19 protein-coding genes are annotated in these 18,318 nt (G+C 53.0%); 11 read left to right on the top strand and 8 right to left on the bottom strand.

Annotation, left to right across the window (positions count from 1 at the left end):
- Positions 1–70 precede the first annotated feature (70 nt).
- Positions 71–664, top strand: a complete 594-nt coding sequence (locus JXQ85_RS13190; RefSeq protein WP_421749400.1) for a TetR/AcrR family transcriptional regulator — start codon at positions 71–73, stop codon at positions 662–664.
- A 27-nt stretch (positions 665–691) separates the two neighbouring features.
- On the opposite strand, the gene JXQ85_RS13185 is transcribed toward JXQ85_RS13190, so the two are convergent.
- Positions 692–1,063, bottom strand: a complete 372-nt coding sequence (locus tag JXQ85_RS13185; protein ID WP_421749399.1) for an MmcQ/YjbR family DNA-binding protein — start codon at positions 1,061–1,063, stop codon at positions 692–694.
- 492 nt (positions 1,064–1,555) lie between these two features.
- Between JXQ85_RS13185 and JXQ85_RS13180 the strand changes: the two genes are divergently transcribed.
- Both JXQ85_RS13180 and JXQ85_RS13175 read left to right on the top strand, forming a co-directional pair.
- Complete coding sequence (locus tag JXQ85_RS13180; protein ID WP_421749398.1) at positions 1,556–3,127, top strand: Re/Si-specific NAD(P)(+) transhydrogenase subunit alpha; 1,572 nt, start codon at positions 1,556–1,558, stop codon at positions 3,125–3,127.
- A gap of 12 nt (positions 3,128–3,139) precedes the next feature.
- On the top strand, positions 3,140–4,573 hold the full coding sequence (locus tag JXQ85_RS13175; RefSeq protein WP_421749397.1) for an NAD(P)(+) transhydrogenase (Re/Si-specific) subunit beta: 1,434 nt from the start codon (positions 3,140–3,142) through the stop codon (positions 4,571–4,573).
- A gap of 79 nt (positions 4,574–4,652) precedes the next feature.
- On the opposite strand, the gene JXQ85_RS13170 is transcribed toward JXQ85_RS13175, so the two are convergent.
- Positions 4,653–5,021 carry a winged helix-turn-helix transcriptional regulator gene (locus tag JXQ85_RS13170; RefSeq protein WP_421749396.1) on the bottom strand — a complete coding sequence of 123 codons (369 nt, stop codon included), beginning with the start codon at positions 5,019–5,021 and terminating at the stop codon, positions 4,653–4,655.
- 100 nt (positions 5,022–5,121) lie between these two features.
- Between JXQ85_RS13170 and JXQ85_RS13165 the strand changes: the two genes are divergently transcribed.
- From JXQ85_RS13165 to JXQ85_RS13145, 5 genes are all read left to right on the top strand, one after another.
- Positions 5,122–5,694: a flavodoxin family protein gene (locus tag JXQ85_RS13165; RefSeq protein WP_421749395.1), complete on the top strand. Its 573-nt coding sequence runs from the start codon at positions 5,122–5,124 to the stop codon at positions 5,692–5,694.
- Between the two features lie 78 nt (positions 5,695–5,772).
- Positions 5,773–6,129, top strand: coding sequence for a VOC family protein (locus JXQ85_RS13160; RefSeq protein WP_421749394.1), 357 nt, complete (start codon positions 5,773–5,775; stop codon positions 6,127–6,129).
- Positions 6,130–6,303: 174 nt separating this feature from the next.
- The gene (locus JXQ85_RS13155) at positions 6,304–7,578 is read left to right on the top strand and encodes a DUF3422 family protein (RefSeq protein WP_421749393.1); all 1,275 of its coding nucleotides are present in this window, start codon (positions 6,304–6,306) and stop codon (positions 7,576–7,578) included.
- A gap of 57 nt (positions 7,579–7,635) precedes the next feature.
- Positions 7,636–8,799, top strand: a complete 1,164-nt coding sequence (argE, locus tag JXQ85_RS13150; protein ID WP_421749392.1) for an acetylornithine deacetylase — start codon at positions 7,636–7,638, stop codon at positions 8,797–8,799.
- Between the two features lie 21 nt (positions 8,800–8,820).
- Positions 8,821–9,990: a M20 aminoacylase family protein gene (locus JXQ85_RS13145; protein ID WP_421749391.1), complete on the top strand. Its 1,170-nt coding sequence runs from the start codon at positions 8,821–8,823 to the stop codon at positions 9,988–9,990.
- Between the two features lie 154 nt (positions 9,991–10,144).
- On the opposite strand, the gene JXQ85_RS13140 is transcribed toward JXQ85_RS13145, so the two are convergent.
- On the bottom strand, positions 10,145–10,726 hold the full coding sequence (locus JXQ85_RS13140) for a TetR/AcrR family transcriptional regulator (RefSeq protein WP_421749390.1): 582 nt from the start codon (positions 10,724–10,726) through the stop codon (positions 10,145–10,147).
- Between the two features lie 85 nt (positions 10,727–10,811).
- On the opposite strand from JXQ85_RS13140, the gene JXQ85_RS13135 reads away from it, so the two are divergent.
- Together JXQ85_RS13135 and JXQ85_RS13130 are read left to right on the top strand one after the other, a co-directional pair.
- Positions 10,812–11,102: a DUF1330 domain-containing protein gene (locus tag JXQ85_RS13135; RefSeq protein ID WP_421749389.1), complete on the top strand. Its 291-nt coding sequence runs from the start codon at positions 10,812–10,814 to the stop codon at positions 11,100–11,102.
- Positions 11,103–11,252: 150 nt separating this feature from the next.
- Positions 11,253–11,864 (top strand): hypothetical protein, encoded by a 612-nt coding sequence (locus JXQ85_RS13130; RefSeq protein ID WP_421749388.1) that lies wholly within the window; start codon positions 11,253–11,255, stop codon positions 11,862–11,864.
- A 78-nt stretch (positions 11,865–11,942) separates the two neighbouring features.
- Here the strand turns inward: JXQ85_RS13130 and moaA are convergent, their stop codons facing one another.
- From moaA to glmU, 5 genes are all read right to left on the bottom strand, one after another.
- Complete coding sequence (moaA, locus tag JXQ85_RS13125; protein ID WP_421749387.1) at positions 11,943–12,947, bottom strand: GTP 3',8-cyclase MoaA; 1,005 nt, start codon at positions 12,945–12,947, stop codon at positions 11,943–11,945.
- A 131-nt stretch (positions 12,948–13,078) separates the two neighbouring features.
- Positions 13,079–13,765, bottom strand: a complete 687-nt coding sequence (locus tag JXQ85_RS13120) for a DNA alkylation repair protein (RefSeq protein ID WP_421749386.1) — start codon at positions 13,763–13,765, stop codon at positions 13,079–13,081.
- The gene (locus JXQ85_RS13115) at positions 13,762–14,313 is read right to left on the bottom strand and encodes a pyridoxamine 5'-phosphate oxidase family protein (protein WP_421749385.1); all 552 of its coding nucleotides are present in this window, start codon (positions 14,311–14,313) and stop codon (positions 13,762–13,764) included. The genes JXQ85_RS13120 and JXQ85_RS13115 overlap by 4 nt, the downstream gene beginning before the upstream one ends.
- On the bottom strand, positions 14,313–16,136 hold the full coding sequence (gene glmS, locus JXQ85_RS13110) for a glutamine--fructose-6-phosphate transaminase (isomerizing) (protein ID WP_421749384.1): 1,824 nt from the start codon (positions 16,134–16,136) through the stop codon (positions 14,313–14,315). The genes JXQ85_RS13115 and glmS overlap by 1 nt, the downstream gene beginning before the upstream one ends.
- Positions 16,136–17,491 (bottom strand): bifunctional UDP-N-acetylglucosamine diphosphorylase/glucosamine-1-phosphate N-acetyltransferase GlmU, encoded by a 1,356-nt coding sequence (gene glmU, locus JXQ85_RS13105; protein ID WP_421749383.1) that lies wholly within the window; start codon positions 17,489–17,491, stop codon positions 16,136–16,138. The genes glmS and glmU overlap by 1 nt, the downstream gene beginning before the upstream one ends.
- 153 nt (positions 17,492–17,644) lie before the next feature.
- On the opposite strand from glmU, the gene JXQ85_RS13100 reads away from it, so the two are divergent.
- Positions 17,645–18,316, top strand: a complete 672-nt coding sequence (locus tag JXQ85_RS13100; RefSeq protein ID WP_421749382.1) for an HAD-IA family hydrolase — start codon at positions 17,645–17,647, stop codon at positions 18,314–18,316.
- Positions 18,317–18,318 lie beyond the last annotated feature (2 nt).

Genomic DNA, 18,318 nt, shown 5'->3' with positions numbered 1-18,318 from the left:
ATGACATATTTGGTTTAAAGTGTCAGTATGTCAATTGACAAAATGTGCAAAAACTGTCAGAAGGTTGCTCATGGATAAAAAAGTCGAGCAATACCAAGATCCTAAGTTGAAAAATATTTTGTATGCGGCCTTTGATGCCTTTGCAAAATATGGGTTCAAGCGCACCTCTATGGCGGATATCGCCGAAGGGGCCGGCCTGTCGCGCGCGGCGCTTTACATGCATTTCAAAAATAAAGACGACATTTTTCGCAGCATGATCGAGGCCTATTACGCCCAATCCTGCGCGGATGTGGCAGAGGCCTTGGCGCGGGGTGGTGCCATTGGTGATCAGCTGAAGGCCGGGTTCTTTGCGCAATCGGGTGAAGCGTTCAAAGCGCTGTTGAATTCCCCACATGGGGCCGAGATCATTGACGTGAAATCCGCCGCACGGGATGTTGTAGACGAGGGCAATCAAGCGTTGAAACGGGTTTATGCGGATTGGCTTTCGGTTCAGGTCGAAGTTGGGCGTATGGACCATTCGGATATCTCAAAGGATCCCACCGAGGTGGCTGAGGTCATGTTGAAAGCCCTCGAAGGGTTGAAGTGTGACCTGCCCAGCTATGAGGATTACGCTGTGAGATGTGACCTCCTGGCGAAGGTATTCGGACGGGCCTTGTCAGCGTAGGGTGGCGGTCTATTCCACCGAAGTGACTTAATTGCTTTGTGGTTCAGGAATGCCCAACTCCGAGCGCTTTTTCTTTGATAACCCTGAAGACACCAGATCATAAGACACATCAATATGCGTCTTGAGTTCAGTGTCAGACAATCCCGGTTTGTCGTAATGCTGCAGCCACTTCATACCGCGCGAGGCCAGATAGGGCGCGGGGCGCACGCCGGGCTGCTCTTGCAAAACTTCAAAGGCCAAAGGGGTGACTTTGAAGGTAAAGGCGTCGCGTCCGTCAGCCCAGCCGCAGATGGCAAAGACTTTGCCACCGACCTTCCAAACATCTGCATTGCCCCATTGTACCACATGAGAAGTGGCGACTTTTGCGCCGCAATAGGCGTTGAACTCGTCTCGTGTCATGGCGTTGATCCTAGACTTTAAGCATTGGATTTCAATTCGCTTCTTTTGGCGAACGCAAAGATGGTTTCTGCATCGCAGAAAAAACACTTGCGAAAGTAATAAAATTACACATATATACCCTAGGTGTGAAATCATCGTTCGTATTCGATTTGTGAGGCCGGTGGGCAGCTGATCAACAGGACAGAGCGAGACCGAAACACATGAGTAATATGGAGACGCCCATGACATTAACCATCGCATGTATAATTTCTTTTTGTTTTCTGGCTGTTACAGCTAAAACGTCACCGACGCCACTGCGTGTCAAAGCAACGTATCACCGTAATTAATCGGTACTACCGAGCGTTCTTCGTCAAAAAATGGGTCACAGGTTGTGACACAGAACCGCAAGGAAGCGACAATTTCTTGTGAATTCTCGACGGGCTTAGTAAACGAACGTCGAGCGGCAAAGACCGTATCGGGGAATAGAAAGTTCTGAATAGGGGGACTGGAAACGTGAAAATCGGAACGCCAAGGGAAGTCTTTGAGGGAGAAGCGCGTGTCGCTATGACCCCGGACTCCGCCAAGCAGCTTCAAAAGCTTGGTTATGAATGCGCAATCGAAAAAGGCGCAGGCGAAGCCGCGGGCTTTTCGGATGCGCTTTACGAAGCCTCGGGTGTTGAGATCATCAAAACACCGGCCGCGCTTTGGAAAGACGTCGACATCATCGCAAAGGTGCGTCAGCCAGACGCCACCGAGATGAAACGCCTGACAGCGGACAAAACGCTGATCTCCTTCTTCAACCCTGCGGGCAATGAAGACGGCATGGAGACCGCCAAAGCCAAAGGCGCAAACGTGATCGCCATGGAAATGGTGCCACGTATCTCTCGTGCACAGAAGATGGACGCCCTGTCCTCGATGGCAAACATCGCGGGTTACCGCGCTGTTATCGAAGCGGGTAACAATTTTGGTCGCTTCTTCACCGGTCAGATCACCGCGGCGGGTAAAGTCCCACCAGCGAAGGTTCTGGTTGTGGGTGCGGGTGTTGCGGGTCTCGCAGCGATTGGCACCTCCACATCGCTCGGCGCGATCACCTACGCCTTTGATGTGCGTCCTGAGGTGGCTGAGCAGGTTGAATCTATGGGCGCTGAGTTCGTCTATCTGGATTTTGAAGAGGAACAGCAGGACGGGGCCGTGACTGGCGGTTATGCTTCTGTATCTTCCCCTGAGTTCCGTGAAGCACAGCTGGCGAAGTTCCGTGAACTGGCACCAGAGATCGACATCGTCATCACTACCGCGCTTATTCCAAACCGCCCAGCACCAAAGCTGTGGCTTGAGGATATGATCGCAGCGATGAAGCCGGGTTCTGTGATTGTTGACCTTGCAGCAGAGCGCGGCGGCAACGCCGAAGGCACTGTGATGGATGAGAAAATCGTGACTGAGAATGGTGTGACCATTGTCGGCTACACCGATTTCCCATCTCGGATGGCTGCACAGGCATCGACACTTTATGCGACCAACATCCGCCATATGATGACAGACCTGACCCCTGAAAAAGACGGTCAGATCAATCATGACATGGAAGACGATGTTATTCGCGGTTCAACTGTGACCTTTAAAGGTGAAATCACCTTCCCACCGCCACCTCCGAAAGTGAAAGCCATTGCGGCTCAGCCAAAAGCTGAAGTCAAAGAGCTGACACCAGAAGAGAAGAAAGCCGAAGAGGCAGCTGCCTTTAAAGCGCAGACCAAACAACAGGTAATTCTGTTGGCGGTTGGTGGCGCATTGATCTTGGGTGCGGGTCTGTTTGCCCCAGCCAGCTTCATGCAGCACTTCATCGTATTTGTTCTGGCGGTCTTTGTTGGTTTCCAAGTGATCTGGGGTGTGGCGCACAGCCTGCACACTCCTTTGATGGCGGTGACCAACGCGATTTCATCGATTATCATTCTGGGCGCTCTGATGCAGATCGGATCTGGGTCGGCCATAGTGATTATTCTTGCCGCGCTTTCGGTCTTTATGGCCGGGATCAACATTTTCGGTGGCTTCCTTGTGACACGGCGCATGCTCGCCATGTTCCAGAAATCTTAAAGGGCTGAGACAATGGAATTTGGTTTCACTACAGCGGCTTACGTGGTCGCAGCAGTTCTTTTCATCCTGTCTTTGGGTGGTCTGAGCGGACAAGAAAGCGCAAAACGCGCTGTTTGGTATGGCATCGTGGGTATGGCTTTGGCCGTGGTCGCAACGCTGATGGGCCCGGGCTCTGGCTTGTGGCTCCTGTCTATCCTGCTGATCGCAGGCGGCGGCATGATTGGTTACTACGTGGCAACAAAGGTCCAAATGACCGAGATGCCTCAGCTGGTTGCCGCGATGCACTCGCTTGTGGGTCTGGCGGCTGTCTTTGTGGGCGTGATCGCGCACATCGAACTGGGTCGCGTTATGGCGATGGACGAAGCGGAAAAGAAAGCTCTTGAAGGCTTTGCAGCGCTTCTGGCCAAGAAAGATGGCGTCGAGATTGGCATCCTTCGGGTCGAGCTGTTCCTTGGTGTCTTCATTGGTGCAGTTACCTTTACTGGTTCTGTCATTGCTTATGGCAAATTGGCAGGCAAGGTTGGCTCTGCGGCAACGAAACTGCCGGGCGGTCACATGCTGAACGCAGGGGCTGCGGCTCTGTCCGTAATTTGCTTGGTTTGGTACTGTAACTCCGGTGGCGCATTGCCACTGGTTCTGATGACAGCGGCAGCGCTCTTTATCGGGTATCACCTGATCATGGGCATCGGCGGCGCGGATATGCCGGTTGTTGTGTCTATGCTGAACTCCTACTCGGGTTGGGCAGCGGCAGCGATTGGTTTCTCGCTTGGCAACGACCTTTTGATCGTTGTGGGTGCGCTGGTTGGTTCCTCTGGTGCGATCCTCAGCTACATCATGTGTAAGGCGATGAACCGGTCGTTCGTCAGCGTTATCCTTGGTGGCTTTGGCGGCACAACAGGTCCAGCGATGGAAGTCGAAGGCGAGCAAATCGCAATCGATGCCGACGGTGTTGCAACTGCTTTGGAAGAAGCAGACAGCGTCATCATCATCCCAGGCTACGGAATGGCAGTGGCGCAGGCGCAGCAGAACGTTGCTGAACTGACACGTCGTTTGCGTGCCAAAGGCAAAGAGGTTCGCTTTGCGATCCACCCGGTTGCGGGTCGTTTGCCAGGTCACATGAACGTTCTTTTGGCGGAAGCCAAAGTGCCATATGACATCGTGATGGAAATGGATGAGATCAACGAGGACTTCCCGGAAACGGATGTTGCGATCGTAATCGGCTCCAATGACATCGTGAACCCAGCGGCGCAAGAAGATCCGAACTCCCCAATCGCGGGTATGCCGGTTCTGGAATGCTGGAAAGCCAAGCAGGTGTTTGTATCAAAACGTGGTCAAGGTACCGGGTATTCCGGTATCGAAAACCCGCTGTTCTACAAAGAAAACACCCGCATGTTCTATGGCGATGCGAAAGCATCCTTGGACACTTTGCTGACCATGATCAGCTAAGTCTTTGGACAATGGAAACAGAAAGCCCCGCCAATTTGGTGGGGCTTTTTCATTTCACGGTTTTATTCTGTTTATGGTTTTATTCTGCGGCGGTCGCTGGTGCATCCTGGTCTGGAAACCCTTTGTTTGCTTCCCATCCGGCCGCCTCCCATTCGATTGCCACATCATTTAAGGCCTTGATTACATCATGTAACGCATGACCGTGCGCGGTCAGTTCATAACTAACCTGAGGCGGAATGGTTGGCTTGTGGGTGCGCAAGATGATGCCGTTTTCTTCCAGCATCCGCAGGCGGTCGGTCAAAACTTTGGCAGAGATATCCGGCATCAGACCCATTAACTCGCCAAAACGTAAACGCCCTTCGTTGAAAAGAAGCCAGAGAATATAGGTCGTCCATCGCCCAGTAATGGTTCGCAGCAGAGGATCGACCGGGCAGGAGTTGGCCTTCATCACGTTTCTTTCTTTTCGGTAACTAGTTACCAAAAGATAATTACTTACTTTTTGAAAGTAAAGAGATCATCTCTGTGTCACGCAACGACAGGAGCAAACAATGGCGCGTATAGAAATCATCTATTTTTCAGGCTATGGCCACACAACTAATCAGGCAAATGCCGTGTTTGAAGGGGCCCAAGCGGCGGGCAATGCTCAGCTGTGGCAAATTCCAGAAGATGGCGTGATCGATGAGACAGTTTGGACCGCACTCGACAATGCTGACGCTGTGATTTTTGGTTCGCCAACCTACATGGGCGGCCCAGCTTGGCAATTTAAACGCTTTGCTGACGAAAGTTCCAATCGCTGGATGGAGCAGGCTTGGAAAGATAAGTTTGCGGGTGGGTTCACAAATTCCGCCAGTGCCGTCGGGGACAAGGGAGAGACCATTAACTACTTCCGCACGCTGGCGGGACAGCAGGGCATGTTGTGGGTTCCGCTTGCGCAAATGCCAGCCAACACGCTTGAAAGTGGCCCTGAAGATCGAAACTGGCTTGGTGGTAGTGGTGGAGCCCTGGCGCTCTCGCCGTCTGATGCGTCCGCCGAGCAGGCCCCTCGCGCAGGTGATCTCGCATCAGCGCGGGATTATGGGCGGCGCATTGCACTGATCGCAGAGAGTAAAATCTCCACCTGATAGGCTTGTTGAGGGGGCGCTTACATCTGCGCCCTTTTTTCATGCTAGTGTGAATTGATCCCAAAACCGGAGGCAAACATGCAAAAAGTAACTGGAATTGGCGGCTTCTTTTTCAAAGCCGAGAACCCGCAAGTCTTGGCAGAGTGGTATGACACGAACCTTGGTATTGATCCAGTTGGGGCGGTGCCATGGTCGACAGAAGCGGGGCACACGGTCTTTTCTCCCTTTGCCAAAGACACCGATTATTTTGGCCGTGACAATCAGCAGTGGATGCTGAACCTTCGGGTCATCGATCTGGCTGCGATGATTGCCCAGCTTGAGGCCGCCGATATCGCTGTGGAGACCCGCGAAGAGTGGGATGGCGAGTATGGCAAGTTCGCGCGTATTCACGACCCAGAAGGCAATCCGATCGAACTCTGGGAGCCTCCTGCCTGACAGTAAAATTTGACCATATGGGCAGGGAATTCCAATAACGCGGCAATCCCAATCACTTAGCGTAAATTGTAGCCTCTCGTATACAAAAGTATCCTTGTAACGCTATGAAACACATGAGAAATTTCTTTACAGCCTCTGTTTCCTGTCTAGGGTGACTTCTTGAAAGGGACCACTATGACTCCGATTGGCGATCATCCACAGCGTTTTGCGCTGGCTAATGAGCTGCACGCGCGGCCGTTCCCGTCGCTTTTGGCACCTGCGACGGCGGCGTTTTTAGCCATTAAAAAACCCAAAGACGCAGCCGCGCGGGATCGCGATGAAGATCTAAAGTATCTGATCAAATTGCTGGACCGTTTCGGGGCAACACATCCGCAGCCGGGTGCCACCCATTACCAAGGGCAGATTGGACGTCATCATCTAAAATGGGAACAGCATACTGAATTTGTAACCTACACGGTGTTCACCGAGGGGCTGTCTCCGCGGCCTTTTGATCCAGCTGAATTTGAAGTCTTTCCAGAGGATTGGCTCGCTGCGGCTCCGGGCGTACGTTACACATCAGCGTTGGTGCGTATTGTACCTCGTCCAGATCGTGAAAAGATCGCACAACATCTTAACGATTGGTTTGTGCCAGAAAGTCTGGCGGTGAGCTCGGTGCTGGATAATTCCGCCGTCATCGCTGGGGACTTCCGTATCGACTCTGCGGGCCATTTGCGATTTGCCGTTTTCCCAGGTGACGACACCGGGCAGCAACGCATTGGCCGGGTTGTGCAACGTCTTTGCGAGATCGAAACCTATAAATCCATGTCGATGCTCGGGTTTTCGCGCGCTAAAGAAATGTCGGAACACATGGGCCGGATTGAGCCGCGCTTGATGAGCTTGATTGGTGAAATCAGTGAGACGGAAGCCGAAGAAACCCTGAATGAGCTTTTGGGTATTTCAGCGCAGCTTGAAGGCATGTCAGCCAAAGCGTCATTTCGGTTTGGGGCGTCAAAGGCTTACGAGGCGATTGTACAGCAACGGATCGGAGTTTTGCGTGAGGAGCGGTATGAATCGCGCCAGACCTTCGCCGAATTTATGATGCGTCGCTATGATCCTGCGATGCGTACGGTGGCCTCGACAGAAACGCGTCTACAATCATTGGCGGATCGGGCCATGCGGGCGGGTGAGCTGTTGCGTACCAAAGTGGATGTTGCACGGTCGGCGCAAAACCAAAGCTTGCTGGAAAGCATGGATCGGCGCGCGGATTTGGCGCTGCGACTGCAGGAAACTGTGGAAGGCCTTTCTGTGGTGGCGATCAGCTACTATGCGGTCTCACTCGCGGGCTATTTGTTTTACCCCTTCACCGAGGCTTTCGGGATTTCCAAAGGCATGTTGTTGGCCTTGCTTACCCTGCCTGTTGTAGGGGCGGTTTGGTACATGGTGCGGAAAATCAAAGCACGGATGCACTAGTTGCTTGGATTGCCTCAAGGGCGGGACTAGGGTGCTGGTGAAGTAGCGAGGTCTCTTATGGCGGAACGTCTGTCTCCACTTGCAGTGTTAGAAAAGCTGGTTGGATTTCCAACGGTCAGTTCCGTGAGCAATCTTGATTTGGTGGACTGGGTCGAAAGCTACCTGAAAAGCCACGGGATCATCGCACATCGTCATTATGATGAGACAGGTGAAAAGGCGGCGCTGTTCGCTCATGTGGGGCCTGACGAGACCGGTGGTGTTATTCTTTCGGGGCATACGGATGTGGTGCCGATCGAAGGGCAGCCCTGGGACAGCGATCCCTTTACTGTGATCGAAAAAGATGGCCGTCTATATGGCCGCGGCACCTGCGACATGAAGGGCTTTGACGCCTTGGCCATCTGGGCCTTGGTAGAGGCGCGGTACGCTGGGATAAAACGTCCGCTGCAGTTGGGGTTAAGTTATGACGAAGAAATCGGCTGTGTGGGCGCGCCGGGTATGATCCAAGCCATGCAAAAGGCGTTGCCCAAAGCCAGTGCTGTGATTGTGGGCGAGCCGTCTATGATGAAGGCTGTTTCGGGCCATAAAGGCACCATGGGCTATCGGGTGCATCTGCGCGGCTTTGAGGTGCATTCGTCGATGCTGCACGAAGGGGTCAGCGCGGTGATGTCGGGGGCCAAGCTGATTGAGTGGGCCAACCAGAAAAACACCGAAGGGCAGGCGGCCACACCAAGTGAATTGGCCTCTGTGTTCAATCCTGCCTTCACCACGGTCCATGTGGGCATGATCGAAGGCGGGGTCGCGCATAATATCACAGCCAAGGATTGCCGGTTTGAGCTCGATTTCCGTACCGTGCCGGGTGAGGCCTTGTCAGAATGGCAGGCCGCGTTTTTGGCGAAAGTTGCTGAGGTCGAAGTAGAGATGCAGGCCGTTGTGCCGCAGACTGGGATTGATCTGGAAGAGGCGTTTAATGTACCGGCATTGGCCCCAGAAGTGGATGGTGAAGCAGAGGCTTTGGTGCGGCGTCTAACTGGGGATAATGCAGCACATGTGGTGAGTTATGCCACCGAAGGCGGGCAATTTCAGGAAGCCGGCTATTCGGCCGTTGTCTGTGGCCCCGGAGACATTGCTCAAGCGCATCAACCCAATGAATTTCTAGAAGTTTCTCAGCTTGAGGCTGGTCAGGAATTCATGCACAAATTGATAAAAGAATTGGCGGGATAGACCCGCAAGCCGGAGACTTACATGCCTGTTAAAAACCGTTTTGCCGAGCTTCTGCCTGAAATTACAGAATGGCGTCGTGACATTCACGCTCATCCTGAAATTCTATTTGAAACCCATCGCACATCCGCGCTTGTCGCTGAAAAGCTTAAGAAATTTGGCTGTGATGACGTGGTGACAGGCCTTGGGCGCACTGGTGTTGTGGGCGTGATCAAAGGGCGTGAAACCAGTTCAGGCAAGGTTGTTGGTCTGCGGGCAGATATGGACGCGCTGCCAATCCATGAGGAAACCGGGCTGGATTACGCATCGCAAACGGCAGGGGCTATGCATGCCTGTGGTCATGACGGCCATACATCGATGCTGTTAGGCGCTGCGAAATACCTTGCAGAAACGCGGAATTTTGACGGAACTGTCGTGGTGATTTTCCAGCCTGCCGAAGAAGGCGGCGGTGGTGGCCGTGAGATGTGCGAAGACGGGCTGATGGATCGCTTTGGCATCCAGGAAGTCTACGGCATGCACAATTGGCCCGGCCAACCTGCAGGTGAATTCGCCATCCGTCCGGGGGCGTTTTTTGCAGCAACCGATCAGTTTAAGATCACTTTGGTCGGCAAGGGCACCCATGCGGCGAAACCGCAGGAGGGGATCGATCCAACCGTGATGGCCAGCCATATCGTCATGGCGCTGCAAACCATTGCCAGCCGCAATGCCGACCCGATTGACCGGCTTGTTGTGTCGGTGACTTCGTTTGAAACCAGCTCGAATGCGTTCAATGTCATTCCGCAAAGCGTGACCATCAAAGGCACCGTTCGCACTATGAGCAAAGAGATGCGCGAACTGGCCGAAGAACGCATCAAGGCGATCTGCACACTGCAGGCCGAAAGCTATGGCGGCGTAGCAGAGATCAACTATATGCGCGGTTATCCGGTGATGGTGAACCATGACGCAGAAACCGAATTCGCAGCAGAAGTGGCCAAGTCCGTTTCAGGCCAATGTGACGAAGCACCTTTGGTGATGGGCGGCGAAGATTTCGCCTATATGCTCGAGGAGCGTCCGGGGGCGTATATTCTAGTGGGAAATGGTGACACTGCGATGGTGCACCATCCGAAGTACAACTTTAATGACGAGGTCATTCCAGCGGGCTGTTCTTGGTGGGCTGAAATGGCGGAGCAGCGGATGCCCTTGAAGGGGGCGTGATGACGTTGGGGGGCTTGGAAACGTCCAAGTCTAACCTGATGGCCTGAATGTTGGCCACGCGGGCAAAACGGACCTTGGGCGTTTTCAATCGAACTTATGCGATACAACCAACAGCGGCTTTCGAAATTTCTGGGTTAGCGCTGTAGAGCAGGGCTCACCCTTTTAATATTTGGTGCGCCGTCAATTTGGCTGCATTCAACCAATCGTCCACGTCGTGAACTCCATTGGCAATCCGCGCAAATGTAACTGTGCCAATAAGGAGTGAAAGCAGCGCATGCGCCTTTGCCTCAGGGTTTTCGGTCGTATTTGCCAAAGCGCGAGACAGAAGCAGAACAACATATTGACTTCCAGCACTTGCTGCTTGGCGTACTGTGGCATCGCCGCGTCCCGCTTCGGTCGCAGCTGCCGCAAGAGGGCATCCTTCTTGCACGTTTTGCACATGTTCCGGGGATAGATATAAATCGACATAGCGCAATAAAGCATCTCTTTGTGCCTCTGGTGTCGTCGCATGTTCTAAGTCAGACATCGCGTCTTTTATCGCGTCCTCCAATGCCGACGCCAATAGCTCTGCCCTGGATGAAAAGTGCCGGTAAAATCCTCCGTGGGTCAGGCCTGCGGCCTTCATGACATCGGCAACTCTTGTTCCGGCCAAACCGTTGCTACGAAATGCCTTGGATGCTTCCTTTATAATACGGGCGTGGCTGCGCTCTTTCTCGTCTGCGGAAACTCTTGGCATCGTGTTCTCCCAAATTAGGCCTTGATTTTTAGATGATATAGGTCATCTATATAGATGACAATCAACATCTAAAAGGAAGCGAACCATGGTCGCGCTAATGATTTCGACAATAACTGTGAAGAATGAGGCTAAACTCGGGGAGTATCTGCCCAAGGTGTCTCAACTTGGCGCGCGATATGGTGCGGAGCTGGTCTTTAGGGGACCAGCACAAGGTACGATAACAGGTGCGCTAGATCATCAGATGTCGGTCATTGTGCGCTTTCCCAGTGTCGCAGAAATCGACGCACTGTTTGCTTCTAATGACTACAAAGAGCTGATCTCTCTGCGCGAAGAAGCAGCGGATATGACCATCGTAAAATATGAGCAAAGCGCCTGATACTAGCAACGAACGCGGTAGTCGTTTGGTCACCATCAATAAAACTCAAATAGGGGCTCACCAGTGTCAATTCTCCCGGTCTATGCAATAGTTGTCGCCTTAATTTGTCTGGCACTTTCGGTGCGGGCGGCGCGCAGGGGCGCGCTGTCGATGACAGAGTCGTATGCGATCTACGCGCTCCTGTTCGCATTGGCAGTTTGGACGGGTTTTCTTACGCTACTGGGTCTAAGTGATACCCACATTCAGCTGATGCAGACGATACCGTTCCTGTGGCAAGCCTTTGTACCGATGATCATCTGGATGGTGCCGTTTGCCCTCTCGCCCACCTTCAGGCAGGCACTTTGGCAGATCGTTAATACTACTCCGGCCCATTGGCTGGTGGCGATCCAAGTTCTGCGTATCGGTGCAATCGGTGGCATCGTGAAAGGGCTGCAGGGCGAGATTATTTCTGACTATATCTTTTGGATTGGCATTCCCGATTTCCTGTTCGGGCTTTCAGCTCTGGCTGTCGCATGGTTGGTTTGGAGTCGACAAATCAAACCTAGCCTTCTCATCAGTTGGAACCTTTTCGGGTTTGCCCTGATCGTTTTACCAACGTTCATACCGATGACCTATTGGATGGCTGAACCAGGATTTGAATTCATCTTCCAATTTCCAATGATACTCGCACCAGGGTTGGTCGTATCGCTCCTGATTTCACTCAACTTGTTACAGGCATGGGCGACGTTCAAACAGAAATCCCTGTCGCAAGTTTCTGTTTGATTGCTCGTTCACTAGCAGATGACTGCCATACGTGCGTGGCGCAGCATCCGGTAGTATAGGCTCTTTCAGCCTGCTTCTTCACCCGCCCGTATGGCTCATATGGCGGGTCATTTGTCCGTCAACAACCTGCCGGGAATAGTCGAAATCATGCCCTTTAGGCTTAAGTAATATCGCTTTGCGGATCGCATCTTCAAGCAGGGTATCGTCTTCGCTAGCACGCAAAGGCGCGCGTAGATCGGCCATGTCTTCTTGGCCCAAGCACATGTAAAGCTCGCCCGTGCAGGTCAGGCGCACGCGGTTGCAGCTTTCGCAGAAATTATGTGTGAGCGGTGTGATAAATCCGATTTTTTGGCCAGTTTCTTCCAGTCGCACATAGCGGGCAGGGCCGCCGGTACGTTCTGAGAGTTCGGTCATCGTATATGATTGCGCGAGCTCGCGGCGTAGGTCCTTGAGGGACCAATACTGACCAATGCGATCCTCTTCGCCCATATCACCCATCGGCATGACTTCGATCCAAGTCAGATCCATGTCACGTTCGGCGCACCATTCGGTGATGGTGATCATCTCGTCTTCGTTGAATTCTTTCAAAGCGACGGCGTTGATCTTAACGCGCAACCCGGCTTTTTGCGCCGCATCGATGCCGCGGATCACGTTTTCTAAGCGTCCCCAACGGGTGACGCGTTTGAATTTTTCAGGATCAAGCGTGTCGAGTGAGACATTCACGCGGCGCACGCCACAGTCATAAAGCTCATCTGCAAAGCGATGTAGCTGGCTGCCATTGGTGGTTAGGGTCAGCTCTTTGAGGGCACCTGTTTCCAGATGCTGCCCCATGGCTTTGAAGAAAGTCATGATGTCTCGGCGCACCAGCGGCTCACCGCCTGTGATGCGCAGTTTTTCAACACCTAAACGTACGAAAGTCGAACACATGCGCTCCAACTCTTCCAGTGTCAGCAGGTCTTTCTTGGGCAGAAAGGTCATGTCCTCGGACATGCAATAGACGCAGCGAAAATCGCAGCGGTCTGTTACGGAGACGCGCAAATAGTTAATGGCGCGCTGGAAGGGATCGATCAATGGGACGGTCATGATTACGATTTAGGTCGCACTGACACCCTCGGCAAGGGCCATTGCGCCGCAGAACGTGTTATTTGCGTTCATGATCTTAGTTAATTGAATGTGTTTGGCAGCGTTGATGGGCTGAAATCGCTTTCGCCCGGTTACGCCTCAGACGTCAAATGCCGCGCGGCTTCTTTGCGCGCAAAGGGTTTCATACGGTCGGCATATTGATCCAAAAACGCGCGTGTGCGCTCTGCATCGTGCCGTGAAAGATCCCTAAGCCACCAAGCGATTGCCTTTTGAATAAACCATTCGTGGTCATCCACATATGACGCAGCCCAACCGAGCACCCGATCACGCGTCTCAAGTTCAGAAGGCTTGGGGAAATTCTGTTTGGTCCAGGGCAGGGTGATCACGAGTGCCGCACGCCGTGTCCACATGTGATCAGATGTCGTCCAAGCCTCGACCTGATCAATGCGCGACGGGTCAACCACCAAACGTTTCTGGCCAGCGGTGCAGGCGTGATCTGCGATCGCCCAGCTGTCAAAAGACGGCACCCATGTTTGAATCAAGTCCCATGCCTCGTCATCTGGGCGTAGGCGCGCTTGCGTAAGCAGCTTTGAGGCTGCAATACGAGCCTCAAAGATGTCCGTATCCCACAGCTCCGCTGCCAAAGTCACACGATCTTCAACGCTGAGAGTTTGGCGCCAAGTTTTGGTTAAGTCATTTGTGGCCGGATTGGGCACGCCGATCACATCGCGGTTTTGTTTGTGATAAGCCGCCATCTGTTCAGCCCGGTCGGGTTCGGCCAATTCGCGCAGCTGTGCAAGGGCGTGGTCTAATTTCATTTCGTGATCACTGGTGTGTTGGTTGGCAGGCCATCGATTGTCTTTTGATTGCGCTCAGCCCAGTACTCGTGAACGCCGTCCCGGCCTTTGCCTTCGGCCCAGTTTGCCAAAACATCGCGCTCGCCGACATGATCAAAGAACGGAACTGCAAACCCGCAAGAGGTTTGTAGCATTTCCACAGTCATATCATAGATTTGGCGCGCGCCAGGGCTTTCAGGAAACAAGCCATTCAGCTCTTCGAAGTCAGTGTCGGTTTCATGGATGGTCTTAGCATTTCCATAGGCGCGCATGATCATCGGCCTCTTTTCAAAGCCGCACCACATCACGGTCATGCGATTAACGCGAAGCAAATGGCCAGCGGTTTCATTGCCGCTGCCTGTTAAATTACGCCATACAATGCGATTGGGGCCGAGAACCCTGAGCGAATCCATACCTTTGGGCGATATATTTACGCGCCCGTCTTCAGCTGCCGTACCTACGAAGAACATATGCTGTTCTTCGATAAAGGCACGATGATGGTCTTCGATTTCAGGAAACTGCTTGCCCATTACTCCACCGTAACAGACTTGGCCAAGTTGCGTGGCTGATCCACATCCGTGCCTTTGGCAATCGCGGTGTGATAGGCCAATAACTGCGCTGGAAGTGCGTAGAGGATCGGAGACAGGATTGGGTCGACTTCCGGCAGGACGATCGTCTGCCAAACACCTTCTGATCCTTCGGCTTTACCAGCTTTATCGGTGATCATCAGAACCTTACCATTACGTGCCATGACCTCTTGCATGTTTGAGATCGACTTATCAAACAGCTCGTCTTTTGGGGCCATAACCACAACAGGAACGTGTTTGTCGATCAAAGCAATTGGCCCGTGCTTCAACTCGCCACTGGCGTAAGCTTCGGCGTGTATGTAGCTGATTTCTTTCAGTTTTAATGCGCCCTCAAGCGCAAGAGGGTACATCAAGCCGCGGCCTAAGAAGAGGATATCACGCGCTTCGGCAAGCTTACGCGCAGCTTTGGCAGTGGCGTCGTCACACTCGAGCGTTTCATTCAAAAGCGCCGGAAGACCGCGCAGTTTTGAGAGCACGTCCGCGAACTTTTCCTCATCCATCTGACCGCGATCTTTGGCGGCTTTCATAGCCAGCATCAATAAAACGGTCAGCTGGCAAGTGAAGGCTTTAGTTGAGGCAACGCCAATTTCCGCGCCTGCCAAAATCGGCAAAGCTATATCACTTTCCCGCGCGATGGAGCTTTCCGCGACATTGACTACAGATAGGATTTTGTCGGTTTTGCCTTCACAATAGCGCAGGGCGGCCAATGTATCAGCTGTCTCGCCGGATTGGCTGACAAATAGCGCAACGGTGCCTTTGGAAATCGGAGGTTCACGGTAGCGGAATTCTGAGGCGATATCGACCTCAACAGGGATGCCGGCGAGCTGCTCAAACCAATATTTCGCAGTCAGGCAGGCATAGAATGCAGTACCACAAGCCACCATGGTCATGCGGTCGATCGTTGTAAAATCGATATCCGCGCCGGGCAGTTCGATATTAGAGCCATCTTTGGATAGATAGTGACGCACAGCTTCGCCAATGACGGTGGGCTGTTCGGCAATTTCTTTGGACATAAAGTGTTTGTGGCCGGCCTTGTCGACATTCGCCGAGCTCAGCTGAATCTTGCGCTTTTCACGGTTGGCGATCTCGCCCGCTTCGTTGCGGATCTCCAGTGAGGTGCGTGTTAGGACTGCGCTGTCGCCTTCTTCGAGATAGGTGACTTCGTCTGTCATCGGCGCGAGCGCGATGGCGTCAGAGCCAACAAACATTTCGCCATCCCCGTGGCCAATGGCCAGAGGTGAGCCTTTGCGGGCGGCAACAATCAGGTCTTCTTCGCCGTCAAACAGGAAGGCCAATGCAAAGGCGCCATCCAAGCGAGAAAGCGATTTGCGCGCGGCGTCCACAGGTGCAAAGCCCTGTTCCAGATACATTTGCGTTAGCAGCGCGACGGTTTCGGTGTCAGTTTCTGTAACGAATTTAAAACCTGCTGTGGCCAGTTCCTCACGCAATTCGCGGAAGTTTTCGATGATGCCATTGTGTACGACAGCAACCGAACCCGCTTGATGCGGATGGGCGTTGTCAATTGTTGGCGCACCATGTGTCGCCCAGCGAGTATGGCCAATACCTGATTTTCCAGGAAGCGGATCATGTACCAGTGTATCGGACAAGTTCACAAGTTTGCCTACTGCTCGACGACGGCCCAAATTGCCTTCGTTTACAGTTGCAATTCCGGCGCTGTCATAGCCACGATATTCCAGTCGTTTTAGGGCCTCTACCAAAATTGGGGCGGCCTCGTGTTTACCTAGTACACCAACAATTCCACACATTACACTTTACCTTTTGTTTGCTTCGCCTTTTTAGCGCGCAACATTTCAAATAGTTTTCTTGCCATATTGGGTTTGCTCACCTGTTGAGCTCTCGCCAACGCCAGAGCGCCATCTTCAACAGATTTGGTGATCACGGATCCGCTGGCCGTCATGGCATCGTCGCCAATTGTCACGGGGGCCACCAGCATAGTGTTTGATCCGATAAAGGCATTTTTCCCAATCGTGGTCTTGTGTTTCAAGACACCGTCGTAGTTGCAGGTGATTGTGCCCGCGCCAATATTGGACTTCTCACCCACATGGGCGTCGCCCACATAAGAAAGGTGATTGACCTTCGCGCCCTCATCGATGATCGCGTTTTTGGTTTCGACAAAATTGCCGATTTTCACATCTTCAGCCAGTTCCGTTCCAGGACGCAGGCGTGCGTACGGGCCGACAACGCCGCCACGAGAAACATGTGCGCCTTCAAGATGGCTAAAGGCGCGGATGCGCACGCCGCTTTCAACGGTGACATCAGGGCCAAAGAACACATGGGGTTCAATTACTGTATCGCGGCCAATCACCGTATCATGGCTAAGCCAAGTGGTGTTTGGATCAACAAGCGTCACGCCATCTGCCATCAAAGCCGCACGTGCGCGGGTTTGAAAGGCCGTTTCAGCCTCTGCCAAATGTGCGCGAGAGTTCACACCCATGGTCTCTGTTTCATCACAGGAAACCGCCGTTGCAGTAAGGCCTGCATCATTGGCGGTCTTTACGACGTCGGTCAGATAATATTCGCCCGATGCGTTTTCATTGTTGATCGCATCAAGCAGATCAAACAGAACATCGCTTTTGGCCAGCATAACTCCGCTGTTGCAAAAGTTGATCTGGCGGATGTCTTCGGATGCATCGGCATATTCAACGATCGCTTTGAGCGCATCGTCTTCCATCACCAGACGACCGTATTTCTCTGATGTATCTGCATCAAAACCAAGCACAACCACCGCATGGTCGGCACGGGCTGCCGTCATTCGTTGAAGGGTTTCTGGCTGAATGAATGGCGTGTCACCAAATAAGACGACAACATCACCCTCAAATCCTGCCAGCGCTTCGCGTGTGACCATCACTGCGTGGCCTGTGCCATTTTGCTCAGCCTGCAAAACAACTTGTGCTTCTGGGTCATGATCTTGGGCTGCTGCCTGCACTGCATCAAATCCATGGCCCGCTACTACAACTGTGCGTTCAGGATCCAGCGTCGCCCCAGCTTTCATGGCGTGCACCAACATCGGAGCACCGGCAATTTCGTGCAGGACTTTAGGAAGGTCGGAATTCATCCGCGTGCCTTTGCCTGCGGCAAGAATGACCAGGGCCGTGCTCATAATGATTTCTCTTTGTAATTGTTTCCGGCACGTTTTATCCGGTTGTGAGACGTGCGCAAGTGTTTGCGCCATCAAAGTAGGTTGCGATTTTGTAACAACGCCGGCGGTTTTCTGCTGTATTGGCGAAATCGGACGACTTAGGGACGGACAGAGATGAAAACAGTCATTTTTGATTTAGACGGAACGCTTGCGGATACGTCTGGCGATTTGCTCGCAGCGGCAAATCATTGTTTTCGTGCAATGGGTCACGGAGATGTTCTTGAACCAGGTAGAGATTCAGGCGTGGCCCTGCGAGGCGGGCGCATGATGCTGACAGAGGGGTTAAAGCGAGTTGACGCCTTGGAAGCAGCAACTATTGACGAATATTATCCAGTATTGTTAGAGGCTTACGCGCAGGCGATATCGGTGCACACGCAGCTTTACGATGGAGCAATGGATGCGGTCGAAGCGCTTAAGTCGCTTGGATATGGTGTGGGCATCTGCACCAATAAACCTGAGGGTTTAGCGGTGCAATTGATGCGGGAGCTTGGCGTCTTACATCAGTTCGGGGCTTTGGTGGGGGCGGATACTTTGCCAGTTCGTAAACCAGATCCTGCGCCTTTGATCGAAACGGCGCTTAGGCTGGGCGGTGATCCTCAACAAACCTTGTTGGTTGGTGACAGTGATACGGATCGCAACACCGCTAAAGCGGCGGGTGTGCCCTCGGTCTTAGTGACCTTTGGTCCAAGTGGCGAGGACATGGCAGCGTTGGAACCAGAGGCGCTATTGCACGACTACGCCACTCTCCCACAGGTGGTGCAGGCGTTGATCGGCCCGTCTCGCTAAAG

It is taken from the genome of Cognatishimia sp., from assembly GCF_049116455.1.
Lineage (GTDB): Bacteria > Pseudomonadota > Alphaproteobacteria > Rhodobacterales > Rhodobacteraceae > Cognatishimia.
This window is presented reverse-complemented; position numbering and strand designations above follow the sequence as displayed.